Below are 25946 nucleotides of genomic sequence, written 5' to 3' on the forward strand. Positions count from 1 at the left end.
AGCAAATGTATTACTTTATTTTAACTAGCAATGGGCAATAAAAAAGATTCAATTGCCTCAACAACTGCCTCTGGGTACTCTTCATGAATGCCTAAAGCTCCTGGTAACGAGACGGTTTTTAGGTGGGGAATAGCCGCCATCGCTTCCATTTCAGCTTTGGATGAGGGAGGTGCTTGTTGAGCAATAATGAGTAAAATAGGAATAGTCAAAGATTCTAACAGACTGAGGAATTGAGCGCGATCACTGACGGGATCAAGGGTTCCCGTAACGAAAGCCGCCGGCGCATATCTCCCATTAGGATGTTGAGTAATCTGCCATTTTTGCTCAATAAATTCTTTGGTGAGTTTGCTCTCATCGGTATAGACATGACGGCTATACATAAAATGTAAGAATGGGGGAGCGGTATTGAGGCTATAAAGAAATTCTCCGAGTAAGGGAGTTCGCACCGTCTCTCTGACGAAATTTCTCATTTCTTCAGGAAGTCCCATCACTTTTAAGGGACCTTGCCAAGTGGGAGCCACTAAAATTAATTTTGATACTAGACTGGGGCAATTTTTGGCGAATTCTAAAGCATAACCCGCCGCATGACCGGCCGCGATGATGATAACTGGTTGAGTAAATACTGATGGCAGAAAATCTTGTAAAAGTTGATGATAAAGTGGCGGCTGATACTCTAAAAAAGGTCGTTCCGATGCGCCAAAACCCAACCAATCTAAGACAACTGTTTGATATTGAGCCGATAAACTCTGAGCAATTTTGCCCATTTCGGTGCGCGTCGAAACGGTACTAAAAGCTGGTAGCAGTAATATAGGTAGTCCTTGGCCTAGGGTTTCATAAACCACTGTCAAGGGTTGTCCTTTCCAATTCCATTTATATTGCTCTATTTTTCCACCAATATTAATTTTTAGTGAGGAGAGATTAGATTGAGTGAAAAAAGTCATAACACAATTGCCTATAATAAAAAGTCGAGCTACTTAATTTTAAAAACCCTCAGAGCTTTATGACAACTCCGTCTGACACCACTTCAGAAGCTTATAAGCAGAAAATGCAGCGACGCAAAGCCATTCAAGAGCAACGAGTGGCCGAACGAAACCAAGAAAAAGGTTTAATTATTGTTCATACGGGTAATGGAAAGGGAAAAACTACAGCCGCTTTAGGGATGGTTTTGCGTTCTTTAGGTCATGGTTATCAAGTGGCTATTATTCAATTTATCAAAGGCGCTTGGGAACCGGCTGAAAAAGCTGTGCTGAGTCGTTGGGAAGGACAACTGCAATTTTTAGCGATGGGAGAGGGGTTTACCTGGGAAACGCAAGACCGTCAACGAGATAGAGAAAAAGCCGAGCAAGCTTGGTCTAAAGCCTTAGAATTTATTAATAATCCTGATTATAAGCTAGTTTTGTTAGATGAAATTAATGTGGCTCTTAAATTAGGGTATTTAGATGTTAATCAAGTGATAGCGGGATTGACAGAAAAACCCGAGGATTCTCATGTGATTTTAACTGGCAGAGGGGCACCACCAGAACTTATTCAAAAAGCGGATTTAGTGACCGAAATGAAACTGCTTAAGCATCCTTTCCACGAGCAAGGGGTGAAAGCGCAACCGGGAATTGAATTTTAGTCAGTCTGGGTTGGGGTTATCGATGCTGTTGTATACAGACGTTAAGAATACGCTGATCGTTTTCACTCAGTTTAGATATTTGATGATATCCTTCTAAAGTTGAAGTCACTGAACTGGCATTTTGAGCCGCTACCGGCGCGGTTGTTTGTAGGGCTATGCTATAAGGATGAACCGATTGATCGTAGGGATCAACCACTGATAAGTTTAAAGCACGAGCGTTAACGCTACCATAAAAACAATTAAACTCTGATTGCGGCATATAGAAAGCGCCTACCACTTGACCTCGATCAACTCTTATGACAAGATATTCTTGGCCAAGTTGTTCAGGTTCAGGAGATTGACCGTACAAATATACTCCGTCCGCTAGAGGTGAAGGAGGGGTCGCAGCTTGCGCTATATTAATACTGCTATGTGACCTTTGAGGATTTTGTTTAGGACTTTGTTGAGAAGCTAAGACGGGTAAACCATTTAGGGTTGCTAGGGTAATTGCTAAAACTAATCCTGTACCCCTAGCTAGGAGTGAGTGAAAGGTGGTGTGAGTTGTCATGGCTTGTTGACCAAAAATGTAACTAGCTCGATGAGTCTTTCTTCTTACACGATACTCAGACAATTAGCATCGTGGATTCACCCCTTTGGGTGAATTGGTTTTTCATGATAATCAACTAACGGGAAAACCTCTGATCAATTCGGTATTTACTTAGGTTTCCCGGGTTGGTCGATCAAGTTTTGGGCTAGAAGCTATCAACATTTTTTTAGTGAGAATAAAGACAAATTATCTCAGAGAGTATTAGCAAGACATAATCGCCAATAAAGACTCTTATTTAAGAATAACAATAATTGAACCCTTATATTTCCGATGCTTAAAAGTTAGGAAAATTATCCCTAAATATTCATAAGTTGAACATAACATCATCATAACTGATGAGCCTGTCAAATGAAGTGGAAGATTATCTAAAGTTTTTTTCCAAAAGTCTTACTAATAGTATTATTCAGCTTATTTAAAAAAGTATTTAAGGCTACCATAATTTTCGACTTAAGCTTGGGATCAAGCTCAGGGGAAGACGATTAAAGGTAATTAAGCATTTTTACTCAATCAAATTCGGAATTAATGTAAAGAAAAGTTAAGAAACCTCTCCAAAATTAGAGAAAATAAAAACATATTTTGATGATAAAAAGATCTCTCTTAAGAGAGAAATTCGAGGAGGTTTTATATTTCTTGAGATGGGGGAACTTAAAAATTTCAATCGCTAATTTAGAACTAACCGATTAAAGAGTAATTAACAAACAGAGGTAAGCTCTTAGCGGGCGGATGGTTGAAAGGCATTCCACAGGATAGGCAATCACAAATCACCGCCACCCAGAGAACAAAAAACCATCAGACAGAGGAAGACAAATGACTCAGACGCAAGAATTACAACCCCCACAACATCAAGAAATTCGTCCAGGACTCGAATCAGAAATGACACCTCAGCCAGAGTCTGAGAATGAACAATATACTGGCAGTGGAAAGCTCAATCATAAGGTAGCATTGATTACTGGGGGTGATAGCGGCATTGGTCGAGCAGTAGCCATTGCTTTTGCTAAAGAAGGAGCAGATATCGCCATTGTCTATCTCAACGAGCATGAGGATGCCAATCAAACCAAGCAAAGAGTTGAGGAGTTGGGAAGACGCTGTGTAACCCTAGCCGGTGATATCGGAGATGAGCAATTTTGCCAAAAGGCGGTACAGAAAACCGTAGATGAATTCAAGCAACTCGATATTTTAGTCAACAATGCTGCCGAACAGCATCCGCAACAGTCCATAGAAGATATCAGTGCCGCGCAATTAGAACGCACATTTCGCACCAATATTTTCTCAATGTTCTTTATGACAAAAGCGGCATTACCTCATCTTAAAAAAGGCAGCACGATTATTAATACAACCTCTGTCACTGCCTATAAAGGCAATCAAACTTTACTAGATTATTCTTCCACGAAAGGAGCCATCGTTGCTTTTACTCGTTCTCTTTCTCAGGCCTTGGTAGAAAAGGGAATTCGCGTGAATGGGGTAGCACCTGGGCCAATTTGGACTCCTTTAATTCCCTCTACCTTTCCCGAGGAAAAAGTAGAAAGTTTTGGGGCGCAAGTGCCCATGCAACGTCCTGCCCAACCCGATGAAGTGGCACCGAGTTATGTCTTTTTAGCTTCTAATGATTCTTCTTACTTCAGTGGCCAAATTCTACACCCCAATGGCGGCGAAGTTGTTAATGGCTAAATGGAGAGAAAAAATCTGATAATCAGGAGCAGTGCGGCAAAGCCTGCTCTTAACTTATTTTATCCGTTAATTGACAACACTATTCGCTCAAAACTAAGGCTGGAAATAGCACTTGATCAATGAGATAAATTACTCCATTATCTACCACAATTTCAGGAGCCACCACATTAGCATTATTGAGTTTAATTCCTTCAGAAGACGCATCAACAGCGATCACCGAATTTTCAAAGGTTGTCACTTCATCGGTTTGTAATAAATCTTCTTTTCTAACGTCTCCAAAGGCAATATGATGAGCAATAATTCGCTTCAGCTTAATGGGATCTTGGAGAGCATCTCGAGTTTCCTCTGAAAGCTTTTCAAAGGCTTCATCTGTAGGCGCAAAAACTGTAAACGGACCAGGATTTTTAAGGGTTTCAATAAGTTCAGTGACTTCGAGGGCTTGTAACAGTCTGGTGAGATTTCCCGCTTTAGCCGCACTGTCTACAATGTTAGCCATAAATTATGCTTAGGTTAATCGTTACTTTAATATTTATTGTTACCTTAACTCCATGAGCAACCCTCTCTCCCCAGGAAGACAAACAATTGTAAAATTATGTAAAATTATGTAAAGTCATCTCAGAATTGGTCGCCTTTATGTCTCGTCGTACTGTCTTAAGTGTTTTACTAGCCTTGGTTTTAGCCGTTTTAACTTGGTTTAATACGACTTATACGGCGGCTGCATTAGGAGGGGCGCAACCTTCCTTAAATCAGCCGGCACCGGAGTTTACTCTCCCTACCAATAGCGGAGATGGTGAAATTTCCCTCTCTGACTATCGGGGTAAATGGGTAGTGTTGTACTTTTACCCCAAAGATTTTACCTCCGGTTGTACTCTAGAAGCCCGCCGCTTTCAGCAAGATTTAGCGAAATATGCGGCTAAAAATGCTCAGATTTTGGGAGTAAGCAGGGATGATATCACTTCTCATGCCGAATTTTGTGATTCAGAAGGGTTAAAATATCCCTTATTAGCCGATACCGCCGGTAATGTCAGCAAAGCTTACGGTTCTTTGCTAGGTCCCATGTCACTACGCCATACTTATTTAATCGATCCAGATGGGATTTTAAGAGAGATTTTTCTCGGGGTTCGTCCGGCTATTCATAGTGCGGAAGTATTGGCGCGTCTAGATGAATTACAGTCAGCCAATTCCTAAAGGGTAAGATGGGCAATGCCCATCTTTTTGATAACTAGAATTGTTGTTGATAATACCGTTCTATGGCTCCTACGGCCTTTAATAACGGTGAATCTAGGTCAATCCAATCTGCCAGTTCTCGTGCTAATCCAAAAGTTAGCTTACCTAGGGAAGGCCCGAGTTGATCGTTGAGCGTGTTGTTCCTGAGCGTTTCTAATTGATCAATAACAGGATTTAACCGTTCTAGGGAAAAATCATCAGCTTGTGTCAGATTTTTCTGGTTAATCATCTGTTGACCAATCTGAATTGCTTGGTCTATAAGCTCAAGAAATTTTTCTTTTTTACTTTCCATTGTCTGGAGTTGCTTAAGGACATTGAAACTCATTCACTATCATAGGCATACCTTCAGACCATTGGATATTGGGGTCTTTTGAATCTGTAATGAATGTTTGCTGTCCTCCTCCTGGGTAACACAATGGTGGGTCTTGTGGCCCGACTATCCCCTGATATATAATCGTCCCGGCTGGAACGGTTACAGTTTCCATCATGCGAGCTTTATTTCCCCAGTTTTGGTTTAAGGCTAACTTAGTGATGACATCTGTATTCGTTCCGTAGCGATCAGTGGTTAAATATCTGCCATATTTATAGCTACCATCGTTATTATAATACCGATAGTAAACTTTAGGCTCTGTCAGTTGAATGGCTTGACATTCAGCGTTTAAAAAGGTGATAGCAATGTCTTGGGATAAAGGACATGAAGAGACAAGTTCTTGAGCGAAAGCTGGCTGTTGACTCCATAAGTTAAGGACATTAGCGATAAAAAATGTCCCTGTCAACAACAAGGTAAGCCCGATCGAAAATAATGAACGTGGCTGTAGTTTCATATTTGGTTTTTAGCTAGAGGAATAATTGATTTTCAGCCATTAATTGTAAATTTGGTTCATTATTGTCCTTCTCGGTTTTTAGAAAAAATTAATAATTAGGTGTACCAGCTTAATGAAAAGTTATTCATTAAATTTCTTCTAGTAAACTTGAATTATCAGTCACCATAATCTGACGAGCAATCTCTACACTTAACCCAATACGGTTCCCTTCACAACTAACAATAATTGAACCCCCAGAGGTAGGCGGAAGAATCTCTAATTTATTCCCAGGCTGTAAACCCAAAACAAGCAAGGGTTTAATATCTTGGGTATTGCTTAAACCCGTGATCCAAACTTGGTCACCGGCTTTAGCTTGAGTCAACGGAAAAAAAGAGTCTTCCCCCAATTCATCATTGACTTGTAAGCTTCCTTCGCTTCCTCCGATAAAATCAAATTTCCATTTTTTAGCCCGTTTCTCGGAAGTCATCCCCTTAGTTATCCCTCTAAAAAGTAAAGGTGGTGCGAATCACACCGATCACTAATCCTGAGTTACTCTTGTTGTTATCGGGTGAATCTACAAAAATGATCCCTGGAGTAATCTGAATGTTGTCAGTAAACGGAAATTGGAAAAACCCTTCTACATGAAAAGGAGAATCTTCCCGCAAACGAGAGCCATCACCTAAATTAATATTGGAAGATGTTACCCAGGGGGGTTGTCCTATAACAATACCTGCCAAACTGCCTTCTTTAATGATATCGGGAAAACCGAGAGTGATTGCCCAATTCCAAATGTCTAAATATCCTCGAGAAACTGTGCCGCCCGTGTCAGGATCTTCATAAGACTTGAGGGTTTTGGCATCGCTATAGCCGCCCCATCCACTCACGATAAAATGATCCATCAGTTTCCATTTAAAGCCTAAGCTGTAGGTATCATGATTAGTGCCCACAATGCTGTCAGTGAAAAGTCGCCCCAGTCCTCGTAAACGGCTATTACTACCCGCGTATAAGGTATTGTAGCCGTGATTATAAATCAACGCTACCCCAAAATCATCATTAGGTACATAGCCGAACTGAGCCAATGCCGCAAAAGGACCGTTAAATAAACCTTCTCCAGGTAATGGGCTTTCTTTTAAAGAGGCTAAATAACCCGCACTCCATTGAAAAGGACCGATCGTTCCCTGAAAACCTACCCCGCCGTTTTCGCCTTGATAGTAAATTGGGTTACGAGTGCCAAACACCGAGAGCGCTCCTGCGCCACCATCGCCATCGAGCGCGTTTAAGGTATTGGTAAAATCATCCCATGCCCCGCCATTGGCTTCTATCCAGGCAGAAATATTCTTATTGATGGGAAAGTTATAGTAGAGAACTTCGATGGAAACCTTACTATCTTCGGGTTGAGCAAAAGCCAGGTTAGCTTGAGGCGTTTCGGCGGTTTCTTCTAATTCCGGTACTGTTCCTGTGGCAATACGAGTAAAAAGGTTGTCTTCCCCAGTAAAACTGGTATTGAGTTCTAAACGGGTACGATGTCCAAAGGTGGTGATTTTGGGGATCTGTTCGCTTCCGTTGTTTCTCTGTCCTGTGGCTACTCCAGATATGCCAAAAACCACTTCCCCATTTAATTTGGTGGTGGTGGAAAATTGATGGTCTTCCAAGAAGGCAGCACGAGATTCTAAGTTATCGACTCTAGTGCCTAAAGCGGTTAACTCTGCCTGAAATTCTTGGGCTAATCTTCTGAGTTTTTCGAGGTCCTCTCGGACTACGGCAACTCCTTCTTGGATCATTCTTTCTAACTGGGTTAAACAGGCATTTAATCCCGCCGCAAATTCCCAACGGGTTAAGGCCCGGTCTCCTCGGAAGGTGCGGTCCGGATAGCCCACGATACAGCCATATCTTTCTACTAAACTCCGCAAAGCTTCATAAGCCCAATCACTCGGAGATACATCCCGCAATTGATTAACGTTTGTCACTTGAGACATGGGTTCGTTAGGGTTATCAACGTTAATTTGTTTTAATTGATTGCGGCGTTGAAGAAATTGTAATGCTTCTGTTTGACTAGCCATAGGAGAGGCTTCTTGAGCCACAGAAGTCTTAATGTCAACTGTCAGCAACTGAGCCATTACCATAGCTGAAGTTACTGGCAGAAGTTTCCAATATTGATTTGACATTTGCCCTCACACCAAAATTAGAGGTTGTTCTATTTATATTTTACTGGTCTTAAGAATTTTTGCTTATTAGTTTACATTTTTCAAAAGAATCTTTATCCTTTCAGGTTTTCTCAAAAAAAAGGACAAATAAGAAAAATTCTTATTAAAGTTTTGGCGGGTTTCTTAAGAAAAAACTTAAGAGTTTTTCTCCTTTAAGTCTGTAAAGTTTATGACAGGTAATCTTTAGGAAAAATTCTCATTAAAGTTTTGAGGATTCTTTAAGAGAAGACTTAAGTTTTTGTTACTTCCAGCCGGCACGGTTCATCACTTGTACGGCTTTTCCTAAGTTAGGTCCATAACTGGCGACATTCGCTAGGTCGGGTTTAAAGGCACCAAACTTGGCTAAAGCGGGAGTCAATGTAACGCCTTGAACGACGGGATATTCATTATTTCCCTGAGCAAAAAAGTTTTGGGCTTCTGGGGTGACTAAATATTCTAAAAACTTAATAGCGGCATCTCGGTTAGGCGCTGTTTTAAGAACACCCGCCCCACTGACATTAACATGAACTCCTTTAGGGGGAAAAAATACACCCACTTGTTGATAGATAGCTCGTTTAGCCGGGTCTTTATCATTGGCATAACTGGCTAAATAATAAGTATTCGCTAGGGTTAAATCTGCCGCTCCTGCGGCTACAGCTTCGATTTGTCCTTTATCATTTCCTTGAGGAGGGCGAGCAAAATTAGCCACGAACCCCCGACACCATTTTTCGGCTGCGGCTTCTCCACGTGTGGCAATTAACCAAGCGACAAAAGATTGATTATAAGTGCTACTCGAGGAGCGGCTTACTACTTTACCTTTCCATTTCGGGTTAGCTAAATCATCATAAGAAGAGAGTTGAGAGGGTTTAACCCGGTTCTTGTTATACATAATTACCCGCAAGCGCTCACTAAAAGCAAACCAGTGACCTTTGGGTTCTCTCAGGTTGGCTGGAATTTTTTGCTGTAAAATTTTTGAGTTTACTGGCGTAAAAAGTCCGGCTTGATAAGCCCGCCATAAACGCGCGGCATCTACGGTGATTAAAATGTCTGCTGGACTGTTGCGCCCTTCGCTTTTAATTCTTTCGATTAAAGGGTCTGCTTCGGCTTCTATTAGATTAACTTTAATGCCGGTTTGCTTGGTAAAGTTGTCGTATAGACGACGGTCAGTATTGTAGTGACGAGATGAATAGAGATTTACTTCCCTAGTCTGCGCTGAGATTAGGGTTAATTTACTCAGTTGACTAGCGGCGACTGCTGCGGTGGCGGCTCCGGCTCCAATAAAGACTCGTCTGGTAATTTTGTTCATCGCTATATAATGATGCGGCTCTCCACTAATGGTCAGCTAACTTGAGTTAGGATACGGAACAAGTTCCGCACTTCTGAAGATTATATCTTACATCTTTTTGCAATATATTCTCACTAATCTTGATAACTTTTTTCAATTGTCAAGAACGCTATATATAAATTAGTTATGGCTAAAAGTTAGGTAAATTGTGGAAAATTATCTCTACAGGCTTTTTTTTCAATACACCATTTCAAGTATTTTGTCAATAGATATCAGAAAATTAAATAATAATCTTTCTCAATAAGTTGAAAATAATATTTTTTAGAGACGTAAAGAGCAACGTCTCCCATCATAAAGGTTATTTTGTCGGCTCTTTTTTGGCGTAGGCTATGGATGGAATAGGGGTTTGACTGGAGTCAGAAACTTGTTGGCGACGTTCAACAATGGCTTGCCGAAAACCTAGAGCAATTAAAATATTAGAGAGGGTTAAAAAAGATTCTGCTGACCCATGTAACCAATCTATATTAGCCAACTGTTCGCCGTAATGAACCCTAGCGTATATACCTGCGGGAATCGTCACACCAACAAACACTAACAGAACATAAAAACCGATTAAAGCGAGACGCGGCATTTTACCAGAACGGGTAAGAAACCACAAAAAACCGAGATAGGGAAAGAGAGAAACTGCAAATAAAGTATCTTTAGGAAGCATAAGCCGTCAAAATGGGAAACTTAATTAGGTTTTTTTTGAGAAGAACGCCAAATCCACCAAGCCGCAGCACAGAGGGTACAATTTCCTAAAACTGTCATGGATGCTTGTACAGTGACTAACCAATCTAAGGAGGGAGTATTATCAAAAAAATGCCAAGTACAAGCGCTTAAGGCTCCTACCAAAGAGGGTAACATAGCATAGGAGAAAACACGCCAAACGCGATCACCGCTTACTTCTCCATAAGTCCAGACTAACCAAGTGGCAGCTAACCATTCTATAACACTAGAAACATGAATAATCCAAGTAGGAATTGATAGAGCGTGCATAGTTGTTTGTGTTGGGTCAATCTTTTATTATAAAGGAACAGGCGGGATCGATGCCCTACCCAAATAAGGCGGGAGCGTGAAAGCCTCGGTTTTGAGAGCGAAAGTCGTTTTTTAGACTGCCTATATAGCAACCGCCAAGGCCTCAGAACAGATGGGTGATAAGCTGTTACGCATCTAAATTATTAGTTGAGATAAAGAAGGGGGAAAGGGAAAAGGATTCAACGTTTTTTCCAAAATTAAACTTATAAAAATTCAATGCGCCTTAGTTTATGATGTTGAGTGGAAAATCATTAATGACCAATACAGTTAGGATCTACTTTAAAAAGTAATTCAAGCCCCCATCGCTAGACGGCTTGAAAAAGAGTGAAGCGGCTCAATTTTTTGTTTCTTAGCCGCAATACAATTAACCATTTAAAAAATTTATTCTAAAGAAAATGCTTTAGAGAAAGAAGAAAACTTATCTTTAATTGATTTTATCCCAGATAAAAAAGATAATTTGGGGTAATTTAATTTAATTAAGCAATTAAGTTTTATACCAATGCGTTTTCTTCCCTTTAAATAATATAAAGGATTGATATAGTTAAGAAAATATAGTAATTTATCTTGTAAACGTTCTCTTACTTGAATATAAAAAATAGGATCGATAAGCAGTGAAGATAGATGTTGCTTTTTATTAAGCAATCTTTCACGAACTTTTACGGCTAGTGATTTTATTATTGGCTCGGCTTTTATATAACTGGAAACTTCGTCAGGTAGAGGGGCACCTAAAACGTTATTTGCTAGGAAAAGGTAAAGCAAAAGTAAACGCCAATTTCCTGATAATTTGGCTTGTTTAATAATATATTTCCAATCCAAATTTTGATGAGAGTGGAGGAGTTGGGCGAGATCACATATTTGGGCTAATTGTTCCCCATATTCCATAAAGTCTTTAGCGGCTTGAGCGCAGAGAATTAGAAGTAAATCTTCTGGGGATAGATTAAGTACCTCTGTTCCCATAAGGTCAATGGGTTCAAGGCGTGCCCATAAAGTCTCAAATTTTAATCCTAGAGGGCAATAGCTGGGCGTTATTTGTTTATGTAAATCTACATTAATTCTAAAGCGCTGTTCGGAGACTCCATTAAAAGTCCACCAATTTTGATGATCTGCCCAATGTACGGGTCGTGTCTGCTTCTCAGTGCTATTGTAATAATTCCAACACACTGCTTGATGAGGGTGATAGATGTCCCATCCTCGCGTCCATGCTCTCGCTGAAAAGAGAACTTCTTCACCATAGAAGTAGATCTCGGGATCATAGGGCACTTGTTGAATAATAGACGCATCGGCAAACATAAATCCAGCCGCTATAAATGCCCCGAGTTGAGGGGTAGAACACTCGGTTAAATCTCCCTCTGACATAAGAACAAGAACGCCTGATTGATCAAAGTTAGCAGGAACGACGCGAGAAGGGATATTTGATAGCAAAGTTCTTGGAGGTTCGTAGCCAGGAGGATACGCAGTCAGGATAGCTTTTTTACTGGGACACATAGCAAGCATATCAATTAATAGTGTGTCCCATCTGGGGGCAAAGCGTATAATAAAACTTTGCCGTAACTGTAGTCAAACCTAGTCAAATCTAATCACCTCTAACAGGATTGACAAAGCGTTCAGTGGCGTGCTAGAGTGAAAACTGGCTTAAATCAAGTATATATACCCCAATGCAGTTGGTCGAGAGACACATTATTAAACCTGGACACAAATATTACCATGAGGCCGACCGCCTGTGCTTCCTGGCTAAAAATTTATACAACTGCGCTAACTACATTTATCGTCAGAATTTTTTTCGGGGAGTGGGAACCAATGCCATAGAAGTTTATCATCAACTCAAAACTTGTCCGGATTATCAAGCACTACCGGCTAAAGTTGCTCAAAATGTTTTAAGATTAGTGCTGAAAAATTGGATCAGTTATTATCAAGCTTTAAAAGCTTATGAAATCACGCCCGAAAAATTTTTAGGGAAACCGAAAATCCCGCGTTATCGTGGGACAATCTCTCTTAACAGAGAGGATGGTCGTTATGTGGTGGGTTACAATCATCAAGCCATCAGTAAGAAATTTTTCAAGAAAAAAATTGCTCATCCAAGTGGAACCAATATCTATTTACCCACAAAAGCCAGTTCAATTGATGAAATTCGTATAGTACCTAGAACCGGTTGTTATGTTATTGAAGTGGTTTATCCTGTAGAGGAGGGTTCCCAACCCGCTAAGTGCAAAAATCCTCAGCGCATAGCCGCCATAGATTTAGGCTTAAATAACCTAGCTACCATGACCTATAATGTGCCAGGTTTAAAGCCAGTAATTTATGATGGAAGGGCCATCAAATCAGCTAACCAATATGCTAATAAAAAGAACGCCCAACTACGCTCACTACTGCCATCTAATCAATACAGGAGCAAGAGATTAGATGCTTTGTGGTTGAAGCGCAACTTAAAAGTGGAATATTACCTCCACACCACCAGTCGAGCCATAATCAACGATTTGGTAGCCAATCAAATAGGGGTGTTAGTTATTGGTTGGAATCAAGGCTTTAAAGATAGCATTAATCTAGGTCGAGTCAGCAATCAGAAATTTGTATCTATCCCCCATAAAAAATTGATAGAACAACTCCAATATAAAGGCTCCTTACTAGGAATAGAAGTGGTTTTAACTGAGGAAGCTTATACGTCAAAATGCTCGGCCTTAGATAACGAACCCATTAAAAAACATTCTATCTACAAGGGAAAAAGAGTTCATCGAGGCTTGTTTAGAACCGCCACAGGCAAGAAAATCAATGCTGATATCAATGGCAGTTTAAATATCGGCCGTCTATATGAGCAAGTAGTTGGAAATGGTCATAGACCTCATCCAATAGAGGAGCCAGTGCGTTGGGCGGGTTCCCCGACTTAAAGCAACTGGCGTGGTGTTGTAGTTCATCCAGTACGGGTCAAACCGTACAAAGCTAGTGGATTAGTCAAGTGTAAGATTTGACTAGAAAATTAGTAACTATATGAGAGTCAATTTGCAAGGTATATCGTTCTCCTCGCCATAATTTTTGAGTTCTCGAACGTGCCCAACAGGCTCCGCGAGATTGAGCCGCACTGACTGCATCAATTCGACAATTTTTAAGGTTTTTAAGGGGTTCTATATATTGAAGTTCCTCTTCGGTTTGATACTGCCAGCAAATCCCAAAACTGAGACGTTCGGGGTGTGCGGCTTGTGCGAGCGCATCTAATACAGTAGGAACGAGTTCACGATCTCGGTAAGAAGCGATTTGAATAAAAATCGTGTCCATGACTTTTGTTTTTTATGAACTGAAAGAAAATGATTAAACTACCCTTAAGTTATCCTCAAGGACAGTGTTTACTCAGGAACAGGACATGAGACTGGGTTCAATACTTAATTGAAACTTTAAACCCGGCTGCAAATGAATCTATCTTTGGTTCAAATCCATCCAAACGAAAATTTGCTGTAAGTCCAACGTTTATCTCAATACCACCATCTGGTGTTTTTAGATTAATTCCCAGTCCATTAGCGGGAAAATTTTGTGGCACTACGTTTTCAAGATTAACTAGTGGGCTGAACGTCAGTGGACCAAACAGTGTATCGGCTGTAAAAGAAGTCAAGTTTGAAAACGTATCACCAGTTTTTTCTAAGGTAGATTCAAAGTTAAACTCTCCCTCAGATAAATCATCAGGAAAGCTAATATCGCCTCCAAATTTAGAATCACCAAAAAAATCATTTGGAGGTAGTGGTGTTGTTTCAAAAGAGCCTACAATATTGCCATCTACATTTTCAAATGTATACCCTAGTTTTGTTCTCAAATCTGGAGTTGGAGGTGGGGGTGTTGGAGTTGGTGGGGGTGTTGGACCTGATTGCGCCATAGCCGGTGCTGGAGCAACTACCGACTTAACTAAAGGAAATAAAGAACCAAGGGCAAACCCACCCGCTAAGGTTGCCGTTTTCAGTATTTTCCGCCGTGAAACACCAGATATCCCAACGGGTCGCGCTACATACTCTTTAATTCACTGTGCATTTAATTGGTACTTAGTATGAACCACTAACCCCACTGGTATTGGGTCCGTTCCCGCTTGACCTCCCAGTTCCTCTACAGAGCATTTTCGCCGCTTAATTTGCTCTCCTACTCCTTCCCGAATACACAACGGTCTTGGGTAAGGATGAACTAAGCCATCTCGGTCAATGACTGCATACTCATCAGAATAGTAGATAGCACCCGCCTTGACCAATGCTGCGGCTAAGGTAGTTTTGCCGCTAAAACTACGGCCAGGAATAACTATTGCTCGTCCTCGCCATCCCACTACTCCCGCATGGACAAATAACTTATCTTGTACCAACAATCCAACTTGTAAGCACAAATCCGAGTTAAAAATCTATAAAACTCGAATTAATTGCTAAAAAATCGCCAAAATCGCCGAAAAACCTCTTTTTAACCTTTAAATTTTTCTTTCTCATAACTGCTTTTAGAGATCTCGTGAAAAGTTAGAAGCACAGATGAGAAAGCTGAAAATATTGATATATATGTATTGATTTTGGTACGGAGAGGGAGGGATTCGAACCCTCGTTGCCCGAAAAGACAAAGCAGTTTTCGAGACTGCCGCATTCAACCACTCTGCCACCTCTCCAGCAAAGCTTGCTAATTTTAATTGTACTCTATTGGTGAGGTTTCTTAAGAAAGCTTTTTTATAGATAATCTGGTACAATTATCGATAATCCTACCCGACGAGCAAAATGTACAAGCCAGATGATTTGCTCAACTTTTAGGGAGATCTGTGTCAAAATAGAATTTTTAATAAATAGGTAGGTCGCGGGGTGCTTCTTTCCATCAAAACAAAGCTCAAACTAAATAAGCGTCAAAAAACCCTTATGGCTAAACACGCTGGCATAGCGCGTTTTACCTATAATTGGGGGTTGGCTACTTGGAATGACTTGTATAAATCCCGATTGAAGCCTAATATATACCTACTTAAAAAGTTTTTCAACAAGCATTTAAAAGCCGAATATGCTTGGATAAAAGAAAAAGGAATTTGCCAAAAGATAACACAGTATGCTTTTGAACACCTAGGCCAGGCTTTTAGCCGATTTTTTCAAGGAATTGGAGAAAAACCCCAATTCAAGAAAAAGGGAAAACATGACTCTTTTACGCTCGATAATGGTGGTAAGCCTTTAAATGTAGGAGGACGTTCTTTAAAACTACCAACTATTGGTTGGGTTAAAACTTATGAAGCGCTTCCCCACACGACTTGTAAAAAGTTCACTATTTCTAGGACGGCCGATGAATGGTTTATTTCTTTTACATATGAACAAGATAAAAAGCCAACAAATAAGGAATATGAGGTAGTAGGTGTAGATTTGGGGGTGAAAACTCTTGCTACCTTAAGCACGGGCAAGGTTTTCCCCAATCAAAAGCATTACAAAAGAAATTTAAATAAGCTCCAAAAGCTGTCTAGATCATATTCTCGTAAAGTTAAAGGAAGTAATAACCTTCTTAAAGCCCAAATCAAACTAGCAAGATATCACGCTAAGATTAAGAACGTTCGACATGATAATCTTCACAAAATTACTACTTATATCGCTAAAAACCACAAGCTTATAGTAATGGAAGATTTAAACGTTAAAGGAATGCTATCATTAGACAAACTATCGCAATCTATTGCTGATTGTGGATTTTATGAATTCAAAAGGCAATTGACCTATAAAGCTGATAAGTTTGGTTCGGAGTTATTGTTAGCTTCTAGATGGTTCCCTAGTTCAAAAACTTGCTCAAATTGCGGTTGTAAGAAAGAAAAACTCTTACTATCTGATAGAGTTTTTAATTGTGATAGTTGTGGCTTTTCAATAGATCGTGATTTAAACGCTTCGATTAATATAAGTCGTTTGGCTGAGACGACTAAGCCTGCTTGAGGGATAACCGCTCCTATGCTCCCGATGATACAGGTAGGAAACATCAAAAATAGACGAGTGTCTATAATTGTCTAAGTTTTCCACAGCAGAAGATGGGAAAAGGGACGCACTGTTCATCATTCATATACTCAAAACAGATTAATCGATGGAAAATTTTTGGACAGAGGTATTACAATTAGCCGAGACGACCACAAAAAGAGTAGGTAGTCAGTTAATCGCTGATTTTGGCAAATTACAGGCTACTAAAAAAGAAGATGGCAGTTTAGTCACTAAAGCTGATCGTTGGGCCGATGAAGAAATTACCCAGGCCATCACAGCTACATTTAAAGATCATGGTGTTTTGGGCGAAGAAACTAGCCATATTTTCCCCGCTAATGATTGGTGTTGGATTATTGATCCCATTGATGGCACCACTAACTTTACCCGAGGTGTGCCCATTTGGGGAATATCGCTAGGATTATTGTATCGAGGTACTCCCGTTTTTGGATATGTCTATTTGCCTCTGTTAAATCACTCTTATTATGGCTATTGGTTAGAGAATTCGGGTTTAATTGGACCTGTAGGCGCTTATTTAAATGGAGAACCCATTCATACCAGTACAGATGCGCCTTCAAAAAGTCATCTGTTTAATCTCTGCGCTCGTAGTATTGATGTTCTAAAACAGCCTTTTCCTTGTAAGATTCGCATGATTGGGGTAGCCAGTTATAATATTTTGCTGGTGGCCGTTGGTGCGGCTTTAGGTGGGGTGGAAGCTACGCCGAAAATTTGGGATATTGCCGCCGTTTGGGTTATTCTCCAAGCCGCAGGCGGAGCATTTATTGCTTTAGACAAAACGGAAATTTTTCCCTTGACTGTAGGACAAAATTATGGTAAAAATTCATTTCCTTGTCTAGTGGTCAGTCGTGAAGAATTAGTGCCTGTATTTAAACCTTTAGTGGAGTTTTTAGCGAACTCAAATTGAACCCTAGAGACGTTGTGCGGAAAGCGTTCCGCACCCCAGCCTACAACGTCTTTACAGAAATTATTCAGTGAATCTCACCCATGCAAAAAAATTGCTTTTTTGGCGCGAGATAGAGTTATTTTCCATTAATCTTTGTTCTGCTTGTTTTTAAGCCGGTTCAACTTACGTTTTAAATTTTTAAAATTATCCGTCTCTAAAATTTCAGCTACCTGTTTATCCTTTTTTGTTTTATCAATTTCTATTTTTAACTCTTCAACTTGTTGTTTTAACTTTTCTTCTCTCTCTTTAATTTGCTTTACCATATTTTGAAATACCCGGGCTAGTTGCCCTAGTTGATCATCGCGTGCCGCCACTTCGTTTAAACTTTCTATTTCAAATGTTCCTTGTTCGATCGCCGCCGCCGCCCGAGTAATTTTTTCTACCTGCTTCAAATATTTCATTAAAATTTCATTTTTGCCATAAATTTCATTTTCTAAATTAGTGGAATGTTCGGTAATGGTTTCCAAGACAATTTCTAAATCAGCTTTATCTATCTTTAAAGACTCTATTTCTTGCTGAAGTTCTTCGACTTTTTTAGTTAATTCTTCTTGATTTAACTCGTTATTTTCCATTGGCTTACAACTCATTTAATTCGAGAACTAGACTAGGCATTAAACGCTGTAAGTTTTTTAAAGATTTATTTTGCCAATCAATTTTTTTAGACCCTTTAACTACCATATTACTTTTTTGTTTTTTTCGCACATTAATAATAAATCTAGATAACATACTGATTCCCGAACTATTTAAAAATTCCAATTTTTGTAAATCCAGAATAATGAGCGGCGGTTCTTCGGCTGCCACTTTATTTAAAAACTCGATGATCGGCCCATAATCCTTCATTCCATTTAACCTAAATGAACCTCTAAAGTTGATAACCATTGTTTGGGGATCATAATCAATATGGTAATTTTCCGATTGAATTTCCATTGTGTATATCTCCTAATTCATCGAGCGCTCGGCGGCTGAAGAGATGATTCAAATCATTGATTTAGACCGTAATTTGAACCATCGTTGTTACAAGCACTAAATTGTAATCCGGTTGAAGTGGCTCTATTTTCCATCCTATTTTAGCTAAATAATCCTGAATTATCGTCAAAAATCCCAATCCAGAATTCATCGAATTTTCATCCTCAGCTAGGTTTTCCAAATGCTGAATATACAATTCTTCTGGGTCAGAATTAATTAAGGTTTCAATCACTGATTCTAACTTATGCACGACGGAACTAGAAGTACAATTAGTAGCAAATAAAATCACAAGGTTTTGCAGTAAATAAGTGCCAAACTGAATGGGAAGCGTTGAGGTTTCATCATGAAACTTAGTAGCATTTTCCAATAATTCATTAGCAATATAACTAATAGCACTTTTTAGATTAGCTTGCCGTTGAACACTCTTGGGGTCATCCTCACTAGGAGGGAAAAAAGTTGCCAAATAATTAGCAACAAAATCTGCCGCTAACCCATTATTACACCAACGCTGCTGTAGGGGAACAGAACAAGGTGAAAAGCTAATCATTAAACACTTTTCTGGTAAATCTTCCCTAAAATCACCAAAAATTTGTCTCATTTTTTGGCCATGCACAAATATTAAGGATACGCGGTGCCGAACGAGTTCCACACCTGAGTCAGTTTTGTGATCATTGGCGCGATCTCATCAATGGGTAGCACATGAGTAGCCGCATTTAACTGTACAGCCGCTTTTGGCATTCCATAAACCACAGAGGTCTTTTGGTCTTGTGCGATGGTATGCCATCCCAGAGAACGTAACTGACTTAACCCTTGGGCCCCATCTTTCCCCATTCCCGTTAAAAGTATAGCAATTCCTTTACCTTGAACGTGTTGAGCAACACTTTTAAAAAAGACATCTACACTTGGACGGTAAGGATAATTTTGTGGCTCCTTAGTGTATGTTACCGTCAAATCGGGGAGCAATAATAGATGATCGTTTGTACCAGCTAACAAAACTTTACCCATTTCTGGGCGGCTTCCTTCGCCTGCTTCTAATACCGTTAAAGGAGTTTGATGATCCAACCATTCAACGAAATTAGGCACAAATTGACGCTCTAAATGTTGAATAATGATGATCGCTGCCGGCAAATTAGCCGGTAAATGAGATAATATGCAAGCGAGCGCTTTTGGTCCTCCAGTGGATGCACCAATAACCACTAACAGAGGAACAGAAGTTAAACTCAAAGATCGATGAGGGGGTAAATATCTCCTACGCTTTTTATTGACTCCTGTTAAAGTGCCAATCATAGCAATTTTATCCAGTAAAATCTCAGTCATTTCTGGCTCTACTTCAGTTCCTAGCATGGGCAGATGAACCACATCTAAAGCTCCATAACCCATCGCTTCAAAAATTTTAGCTGAATCCCGTTTTAAATTTTCTGTGATCATTAAAATTGCACAGGGAGATTTTATCATAATCTCTTGAGTCGTCTTAGCGCCATCTAGATGCGGCATGAGGACAGCCATTAAAATTACATCGGGCGGATCAGTAATACACTGATTGATTCCTTGCCGTCCATCTCTAGCTACCCAAGCAACCTGATAATCTGGAACCTTAGCGATCACTCGCCGCAGAGATTCCACGATCTTTGCTGTGTCATTAACAATCGCTATTCTCATCTTATTTTTGTTTTAAGACCAGCAAAGTAATATCATCATAAACCTGCTGTTTGCCAATATGTTCACGGACATCATTAATAATCATCTCTTTAATCTCATTAACGGTTTTTTGCCAGTTTTCGCTGATGATTTCACATAATCGTTCTATTCCATATAACTCCCCCCATTCATTTTCTGCCTCGGTAATTCCATCAGTATAAAGAACAACCCCATCACCCGGATTTAAGTAAATTTCGGCTTCGCTGATAAAGTCGGTAATATCTTCTTCTAGTCCTACGGGAAATCCTAACTCGAAAGTATCAATTAATTCTACTTTACCACTAGCACGCACGACGATGATAAATTCATGCTGTCCACTGAAACGGATTCGATTATTTTGATAATCAAGTAAAATCAACGTCAAATTTTTATCTGAGTTAATCCGTTGTACATTGTCATAGATGGTTTGGTTAAGAACTTGTAAAAATTGAATGGGATTGGTTTCATTTTGATTTAATAAAGTTCGGATAGCGGTTTGTACCATTAGCATCACCATACCACTTTCTAACCCATGACCGGTTACATCTCCAATGCCGATTTTAACGCTACCGTTATGATAAAGAACATCATAATAATCCCCTCCTACATCAGAAGCCGGTTCCATAAATCCGGCAATTTCTAAACCTTCAATTTGATTAAGTTCAGTATCTTTAGGGAGGATCATCTGTTGAATTCTTCGGGTAACATCCAGTTCAGCCGAGAGGCGGAGATTTTCTTCTTTGAGGCGTTCTTCGGCTTCTTGGCGTTTAAGAAAGTTAATATAGGCGTTAGAATGATAGCGAATGCGAGCAATCAATTCTGCCGCATCCGGCAATTTCACTAAATAATCATTGGCTCCTAGGGCAAAGGCTTTAGCTTTGATGGTAGGGTCTTCTTTGCTAGAAAGGACAACTAAAGGAACATCTCGCGTGGGGGCATCTTTAGCGCGTAGAAAACGCACCAGCAACAACCCATCCATATCCGGCATGACGAGATCTTGTAAAATCACGGTTGGATGGACTTTTTGAGCAATTTTGAGGGCTTGGGTAGGATCGCTACAGTAGTGAAAGGCAATATTAATTTCTGCGGCAAGTATTCGGCGGATCGCTTCGCCGATGATGGGTTGATCGTCTATGAGTAGAACGGTAATCTGAGGGTTACTCAAGGTGGGTGATACTCTATAGCAATAGGCAGTCTTATCTTTTAGCCTAGTTGATCTGTGCTACCTTGTGGTTAATTATTTGAAATTGAAACATCAATCTATGAATTTGGTTGATTGTAGGGGCCTAAAAATTTTTCTCCATTAAAATGTATTAAATGATCTGGAGATTCTACTAACCAAACCTCCGTTTCCCAACTAATTTCTAAAACCCATTCTCGAAATGAGGCTCGATTTTTAAATGCACTTACATAAATTCTCGGTGCTGTGCAGTTTTGGGTTAATTCTTCTAAATTTAAATGTCGAATTTGAGAGATAGGATTAGATGAGTGTACTGCTTCTATTAAAAATAGCCAATTTCTCACTGGATCATAAGCGACAACATCAGGAAGTAAATCACGCTCTAATTCAAAAAAACCTAGTTGCAATAATCTTTCATCCTTTCTGACTAAAACTTTCTTAGCAGAATCCCCAATATATAGTACCTCAGCACCCGGAGCAAAACGAGGCAAAAATTCATCAATAATAGCTTTTTGAATAAGATTATGTTCTCCTTGAGAGAGTTCTATATAAGTTCCATCAGGGAGTGTTACAGGCACTTGATTTTGTTGTCGAGTTCTAAATAATCGCTCTGCTAAAACGCCGTATTTTTCCCGAAAAGCATTGATATTTTCTTGCCATTGAGGTGTTCCGAACGTCAGTAAAATATCTTTAGCATCTTCTGAAACTGCATAGCGACGAGTCGGGTCATTGGTACTAGCATTTGGGTTAGCCGCACTCCGCAGCACTAAACCCGAAGGGATTAAAAGCGCTAAATCTTTGCGACGAACATCATCATAGGAACCACTCGAAAGAGGTTTTCCTAAAACTTCTAAATAGTTATTATTCCAAAAAATGATAATTTCTCTTGTGGTTAAAGCCCAAGATTTTGTCCCTTGCCAATAGCAAGCTTCAGTCCAACTACTTTCTGGTTTAAGATTGGCGACAGCCAGAAGAGTTAATGCTAAACGTAGCTTTCGTTTTGGAGTTTGGGAATCCACTGGTATTCCTACCGCTTTAAGAATCTGTAAAGCTTCTTCTATTTTAGGTTCCATATATTTTTTTTGCGCGATTCGTGGGCGAGTTTTTTGGGTTTTTCTTGAGGAGATTTGAGGGTTTTCCCGTATAAAATTTAATGTGAGTTGCTGAGGCTGATAACTTGGCGAAATTTCTGTTCTTAATCCTTGTTCCTCTGCCTTAAGACAAGCTTTCACAGAAAGAGCCAAAGCCTTAGCTAAAATAGGAGGAGGCACTGCATTACCAATTTGCTGATATTGGCTGTCTTCTGTGCCAAAAAATTCAAACCAATCTGGAAAACTTTGCAGTCTAGCACCTTCACGTACTGTAAGCCGCCTTCTCCGTCCATCGGCTAAACGAATACGTAACATATCTCCAGTAGCTGCGGCTAAATTACGGCAGGTAACGGTTCTAGAAGGCGCATTTAAATGAATATCTCTAGGGTTAATACATTTAGATGCGGCTTCGTATCTCTGTATATATTGGTCTTGACTAAGGGTAAGAAATTTGGCCTTTGCTGGTACAATCAATGCTAATTCTCCTAATGCCTCTCCTGCTGTATAAGGATGGTGCAAATGGGTTTGAGCGGGCCATTTCCAAACAGATTGATGAGCAACACAAAATAGTCTTTGGCGGCGTTGAGGTACACCATAATCAGAGGCATTTAAAATTTTCCATTCTACGAAATAACCATTAGTTGAAAGAGTCGCTACAATCTCCTCAAAATACCTCTTGTTGCGGTACAACATTCCTTGCACATTTTCAAATAAAGCGATTTTAGGATGGTAGCGTTCCACAGCATCAAGAAAAATAGGAAAACCATCTCGGCTATCTAAAAGTCCAAGCTGATATCCCCCTTTACTAAAAGGTTGACAAGGTGGACCAGCAATAATTACTTTAGGGTTATCTATTAGAGTCGGATAACGAGTTAAGGTTATGTTCTCGCATCTGCCGTGCAAATTGTATTGATAGGTAGCACAAGCCTCCTCGGACATTTCATAACCTGTGGTTTTAAAACCTGCCGCTTCAAAACCTAAAGCCAGTCCTCCACAACCGGCAAATAAATCAATTACTAAAGGATTTTCATCATTAAGAATATCCTTTGTTAGTTCTCTATTAATAAATTCCTGATAAGAAATGTCAGTAATTCCTTTTTCTTGTTCAGTTTTCATACTAGAGTTAGGAGTTTGATAGGGATGGCATCAGATAGATAAATTAATTTGAGTTTATCATAATTGGCGATTAGTGAATTTTTCTTAAGCTTTACCAATTAAATCCACTACCGCATTAATAAAAGTATCATCATGAAAACTACTCTTAGTTAAATAATAATCGGCTCCCGCTTCTAGACCTTGAAGACGATCTTCCTGTCGTTCTTTATAGGAAATAATAATGACCGGAATTTTTTGTAACTGATGATGTTTTTTAATTTGGGCCACTAATTTAATGCCATTCATCCGAGGCATATCTACATCGGTAATAATTAAATCGTAGTCCCCACTGATTACAGCATTCCATCCTTCCATCCCATCCATCGCTAAATCAACCTGATAGCCGTGATTTTCTAAAAGTTTTCTTTCCATCTCTCTAACGGTAATTGAATCATCCACCACGAGAATTCTTTTCGGTTTTTCAAGAATATTATTCTCAAAATCATACTGAGCTTGCTTAATCTCACTACTGCTGAATAATTTATCAATAGAACGCATGAGGTCTAAAACGTCTAAAATTAGCACAGGAGACCCATCTTCTAACAAGGCGGCCGCGCTTATATCTTGTATTTTTCCTAATCGAGTATCGAGAGGTCTGATCACTAAATTACGCTCTCCCAAAAATCGATCAACGATTAAGCCATATCGGTTGAATTGGTCACTTAAAATAATAATTGATAAGACTTCAGAGGGAACTTTAGACGGAGATAATTCTAAAACTTGATCGGCTCTAACTAGCCCAATATTTTGTAGATTTAAACTAAAATATTGCCTGTTTTCCAGGGAAAAAATCTCATGGGCATTGAGCATGACAACTTGCTCGATCCGAGTCAGGGGAAAGGCATAAGGTTCTCCAGAAATTTCCACTAAAAGTGTGCGAATTACTGATAAAGTTAAGGGCAGTTGAAAATGAAAACTGATGCCTTTACCGGGTTTTGTGGTAGCTTGAAGATTACCTCCAACTTCTTCTACCATAGTTTTAGCAATATTTAGTCCTACACCTCGCCCGGAAATTTCCGTCACAGCCGCCGAGGTAGAAAAACCTGGCAAAAAGATAAACTCTAGCAGTTCATTGTCAGTTAATTGTTGGGCTAAATCGGGTTTAACTAATTGTTTATCTATGACTCTCTGGCGTATTTGCTCTAAGTCTATTCCTCTCCCATCATCGGCTAAAGTAATGCATAACATACCAAACCGATGAGCGGCTTCAAGCCGGATTGTTCCTTGAGAAGGTTTTAGGAGAGCCGCTCTTTCATCAGGGAATTCTATCCCATGATCAATGGCATTTCTCAACATTTGAGTGAGGGGAGCTTCAAGTTTTTTGAGAATATCTCGATCTACTAAAGTGCCTTTGCCAATAATTTCTAATTTCACACTTTTATTGAGTTGTTTGGCAATATCTCGTACCATGCGAGGAAACCCCTGTACTCCCTCAGAAAAAGGACGTAAATGAGAGGCGATTACTTCTCGATACAGACGATCACATAGGTTGAGTGAACGATAGGCAAACTGTTCTAAAATTACCAGCCGCTCCCCCAATGTTTCCCGACATTCTCGTTCTTTTTGCTGGATAGCTTTTAAATAAGTTTCTGTTTCTACTGTTAAGTGAGTTTTCGATAAAACACTGTCTAATTTTTCTAAAAGTTGAGAGAGTTCCAGTTGTTTTTTCTTAAGATTTAACAGAGAATCGGCAAAAGGGTTTAGAAAACCTGCTTCTACTAATGCTTCTCCAGCTAACCCCATCAAACGGTTTAAGTTATCGCTACTGACTCGCACAAAGCGAGTTTTGTCAGGGGGGGCTGTAGAAATCAACGAGAGTGCAGATGAGAGCGTTTCTTTAACTTGTTGTGCTGTGGGAAGGGTTTCTTGATCTAAAAATAGTGAAGATAAATCTAGATAACTTTGATCTTCTTCTCGTTGTGGTGCTAAACTCGAGAATACCTTGGGTTCTAATTCATCAGTTTCAACTTCATTAGATAAGACGGTGTCAATCACGATTGCATCCTCTGATGTGGATGAAACCGGGTAAGCTTTCGCTTCTATGATGGCTGGGGAAATTTCTTGTTGTGGAGCCGGGTTTAACTGTTTTTGTTCTTGTGGAGCAACAGGTGCAATTACAAGAGCATTAATGATGTTTTCTGCTTGTTGTTGATGTTGTGATAACCAATTTTCTAAATTCTTCTCTCTAACTTTGCTCAATTGCTGTAAAAAATCTACCCCTTGTAATAATTGATCAATTTGGGATAAATTTAGAGGGATTGTTCCATTCATGGCTGTGGTAAAACAGTCTTCCATTAGGTGAGCTATTTTGACAGCCACTTCTATTTGTACTACTCTAGCGGCTCCTTTTATAGAGTGGGATGCTCGCATTAAAGCTTCTAAAATAAGGTTTAGATCAGATGGTATCTGAGACTGTCGCAGATGATTTTCCAGTGCTAACAGCTTATCCGTCAAAATTTCTGTTTGCGTTTCTACTTCTATGCTAAATAAATCTAACATAGAAAATTTACTCGTATCAAAGCCACTATCCATAGTT

General features: G+C 39.7%; 27 protein-coding genes and 1 tRNA gene. 6 read left to right on the forward strand and 22 right to left on the reverse strand.

Annotated features, from left to right (window positions below):
• Positions 1-20: 20 nt before the first annotated feature.
• Entirely contained in the window at positions 21-941 is a 921-nt protein-coding gene (locus tag CYAN7822_RS13425; RefSeq protein WP_013322816.1) for an alpha/beta fold hydrolase, read from the reverse strand.
• Positions 942-1000: 59 nt separating this feature from the next.
• Between CYAN7822_RS13425 and cobO the strand changes: the two genes are divergently transcribed.
• The gene (gene cobO / locus CYAN7822_RS13430; RefSeq protein WP_013322817.1) at positions 1001-1618 is read left to right on the forward strand and encodes a cob(I)yrinic acid a,c-diamide adenosyltransferase; all 618 of its coding nucleotides are present in this window, start codon (positions 1001-1003) and stop codon (positions 1616-1618) included.
• A gap of 16 nt (positions 1619-1634) precedes the next feature.
• Here cobO and CYAN7822_RS13435 read toward each other — a convergent pair whose 3' ends face one another.
• Positions 1635-2228: a hypothetical protein gene (locus CYAN7822_RS13435; RefSeq protein WP_245602566.1), complete on the reverse strand. Its 594-nt coding sequence runs from the start codon at positions 2226-2228 to the stop codon at positions 1635-1637.
• Positions 2229-3011: 783 nt separating this feature from the next.
• Here CYAN7822_RS13435 and CYAN7822_RS13440 point away from each other — a divergent pair.
• Positions 3012-3872 (forward strand): SDR family oxidoreductase, encoded by an 861-nt coding sequence (locus tag CYAN7822_RS13440; protein ID WP_013322819.1) that lies wholly within the window; start codon positions 3012-3014, stop codon positions 3870-3872.
• A 79-nt stretch (positions 3873-3951) separates the two neighbouring features.
• Here the strand turns inward: CYAN7822_RS13440 and CYAN7822_RS13445 are convergent, their stop codons facing one another.
• Positions 3952-4368, reverse strand: coding sequence for a fasciclin domain-containing protein (locus CYAN7822_RS13445; protein WP_013322820.1), 417 nt, complete (start codon positions 4366-4368; stop codon positions 3952-3954).
• Positions 4369-4505: 137 nt separating this feature from the next.
• Between CYAN7822_RS13445 and CYAN7822_RS13450 the strand changes: the two genes are divergently transcribed.
• Positions 4506-5060, forward strand: coding sequence for a peroxiredoxin (locus CYAN7822_RS13450; RefSeq protein WP_013322821.1), 555 nt, complete (start codon positions 4506-4508; stop codon positions 5058-5060).
• 34 nt (positions 5061-5094) lie between these two features.
• Here the strand turns inward: CYAN7822_RS13450 and CYAN7822_RS13455 are convergent, their stop codons facing one another.
• The 8 genes from CYAN7822_RS13455 to CYAN7822_RS34610 form a co-directional block, all read right to left on the reverse strand.
• Complete coding sequence (locus CYAN7822_RS13455; RefSeq protein ID WP_013322822.1) at positions 5095-5391, reverse strand: hypothetical protein; 297 nt, start codon at positions 5389-5391, stop codon at positions 5095-5097.
• A gap of 13 nt (positions 5392-5404) precedes the next feature.
• Positions 5405-5923, reverse strand: a complete 519-nt coding sequence (locus CYAN7822_RS13460; protein ID WP_013322823.1) for a hypothetical protein — start codon at positions 5921-5923, stop codon at positions 5405-5407.
• Positions 5924-6050: 127 nt separating this feature from the next.
• Positions 6051-6389, reverse strand: coding sequence for a FeoA family protein (locus CYAN7822_RS13465; RefSeq protein WP_013322824.1), 339 nt, complete (start codon positions 6387-6389; stop codon positions 6051-6053).
• Between the two features lie 16 nt (positions 6390-6405).
• Positions 6406-8067: an iron uptake porin gene (locus CYAN7822_RS13470; RefSeq protein ID WP_013322825.1), complete on the reverse strand. Its 1662-nt coding sequence runs from the start codon at positions 8065-8067 to the stop codon at positions 6406-6408.
• Positions 8068-8347: 280 nt separating this feature from the next.
• A complete protein-coding gene (locus CYAN7822_RS13475; protein WP_013322826.1) occupies positions 8348-9391 on the reverse strand; it encodes a Fe(3+) ABC transporter substrate-binding protein in 1044 nt (347 codons plus the stop codon).
• Positions 9392-9728: 337 nt separating this feature from the next.
• Positions 9729-10082, reverse strand: a complete 354-nt coding sequence (locus tag CYAN7822_RS13480; protein WP_013322827.1) for a DUF3593 domain-containing protein — start codon at positions 10080-10082, stop codon at positions 9729-9731.
• Between the two features lie 20 nt (positions 10083-10102).
• Positions 10103-10408 carry a DUF2499 domain-containing protein gene (locus tag CYAN7822_RS13485; protein WP_013322828.1) on the reverse strand — a complete coding sequence of 102 codons (306 nt, stop codon included), beginning with the start codon at positions 10406-10408 and terminating at the stop codon, positions 10103-10105.
• A 420-nt stretch (positions 10409-10828) separates the two neighbouring features.
• Entirely contained in the window at positions 10829-11983 is a 1155-nt protein-coding gene (locus tag CYAN7822_RS34610; protein ID WP_342635706.1) for a GlcNAc-transferase family protein, read from the reverse strand.
• Between the two features lie 119 nt (positions 11984-12102).
• Here CYAN7822_RS34610 and CYAN7822_RS13495 point away from each other — a divergent pair, with 119 nt between their 5' ends.
• The gene (locus tag CYAN7822_RS13495; RefSeq protein WP_013322829.1) at positions 12103-13329 is read left to right on the forward strand and encodes an RNA-guided endonuclease InsQ/TnpB family protein; all 1227 of its coding nucleotides are present in this window, start codon (positions 12103-12105) and stop codon (positions 13327-13329) included.
• A 64-nt stretch (positions 13330-13393) separates the two neighbouring features.
• Here CYAN7822_RS13495 and CYAN7822_RS13500 read toward each other — a convergent pair whose 3' ends face one another.
• The 4 genes from CYAN7822_RS13500 to CYAN7822_RS13515 form a co-directional block, all read right to left on the reverse strand.
• The gene (locus CYAN7822_RS13500; protein WP_049802551.1) at positions 13394-13714 is read right to left on the reverse strand and encodes a GlcNAc-transferase family protein; all 321 of its coding nucleotides are present in this window, start codon (positions 13712-13714) and stop codon (positions 13394-13396) included.
• Positions 13715-13811: 97 nt separating this feature from the next.
• Positions 13812-14303, reverse strand: coding sequence for a hypothetical protein (locus CYAN7822_RS13505; protein WP_013322830.1), 492 nt, complete (start codon positions 14301-14303; stop codon positions 13812-13814).
• 141 nt (positions 14304-14444) lie between these two features.
• Positions 14445-14774: a phosphoenolpyruvate carboxykinase (ATP) gene (locus CYAN7822_RS13510; protein WP_157871812.1), complete on the reverse strand. Its 330-nt coding sequence runs from the start codon at positions 14772-14774 to the stop codon at positions 14445-14447.
• Positions 14775-14975: 201 nt separating this feature from the next.
• Positions 14976-15062 (reverse strand) — tRNA-Ser (locus tag CYAN7822_RS13515).
• A 187-nt stretch (positions 15063-15249) separates the two neighbouring features.
• Between CYAN7822_RS13515 and CYAN7822_RS13520 the strand changes: the two genes are divergently transcribed.
• Together CYAN7822_RS13520 and CYAN7822_RS13525 are read left to right on the forward strand one after the other, a co-directional pair.
• Positions 15250-16341, forward strand: coding sequence for an RNA-guided endonuclease InsQ/TnpB family protein (locus tag CYAN7822_RS13520; protein ID WP_041933245.1), 1092 nt, complete (start codon positions 15250-15252; stop codon positions 16339-16341).
• A 145-nt stretch (positions 16342-16486) separates the two neighbouring features.
• Positions 16487-17302 (forward strand): inositol monophosphatase family protein, encoded by an 816-nt coding sequence (locus CYAN7822_RS13525; RefSeq protein ID WP_013322832.1) that lies wholly within the window; start codon positions 16487-16489, stop codon positions 17300-17302.
• A 125-nt stretch (positions 17303-17427) separates the two neighbouring features.
• Here the strand turns inward: CYAN7822_RS13525 and CYAN7822_RS13530 are convergent, their stop codons facing one another.
• The 7 genes from CYAN7822_RS13530 to CYAN7822_RS13560 form a co-directional block, all read right to left on the reverse strand.
• A complete protein-coding gene (locus tag CYAN7822_RS13530) occupies positions 17428-17913 on the reverse strand; it encodes a HAMP domain-containing protein (RefSeq protein WP_013322833.1) in 486 nt (161 codons plus the stop codon).
• Positions 17914-17917: 4 nt separating this feature from the next.
• Positions 17918-18268 carry a slr1659 superfamily regulator gene (locus CYAN7822_RS13535; protein ID WP_013322834.1) on the reverse strand — a complete coding sequence of 117 codons (351 nt, stop codon included), beginning with the start codon at positions 18266-18268 and terminating at the stop codon, positions 17918-17920.
• A 61-nt stretch (positions 18269-18329) separates the two neighbouring features.
• Complete coding sequence (locus CYAN7822_RS13540; protein ID WP_013322835.1) at positions 18330-18905, reverse strand: slr1658 family protein; 576 nt, start codon at positions 18903-18905, stop codon at positions 18330-18332.
• Between the two features lie 20 nt (positions 18906-18925).
• The gene (gene cheB / locus CYAN7822_RS13545; protein WP_013322836.1) at positions 18926-19966 is read right to left on the reverse strand and encodes a chemotaxis response regulator protein-glutamate methylesterase; all 1041 of its coding nucleotides are present in this window, start codon (positions 19964-19966) and stop codon (positions 18926-18928) included.
• 1 nt (position 19967) lies between these two features.
• Complete coding sequence (locus CYAN7822_RS13550; protein ID WP_013322837.1) at positions 19968-21149, reverse strand: PP2C family protein-serine/threonine phosphatase; 1182 nt, start codon at positions 21147-21149, stop codon at positions 19968-19970.
• Positions 21150-21244: 95 nt separating this feature from the next.
• Positions 21245-23371, reverse strand: coding sequence for a BsuBI/PstI family type II restriction endonuclease (locus tag CYAN7822_RS39055; protein ID WP_013322838.1), 2127 nt, complete (start codon positions 23369-23371; stop codon positions 21245-21247).
• 84 nt (positions 23372-23455) lie between these two features.
• The gene (locus CYAN7822_RS13560) at positions 23456-25942 is read right to left on the reverse strand and encodes a hybrid sensor histidine kinase/response regulator (RefSeq protein ID WP_013322839.1); all 2487 of its coding nucleotides are present in this window, start codon (positions 25940-25942) and stop codon (positions 23456-23458) included.
• Positions 25943-25946: the final 4 nt, after the last annotated feature.

This window comes from Gloeothece verrucosa PCC 7822, from assembly GCF_000147335.1.
Lineage (GTDB): Bacteria > Cyanobacteriota > Cyanobacteriia > Cyanobacteriales > Microcystaceae > Gloeothece > Gloeothece verrucosa.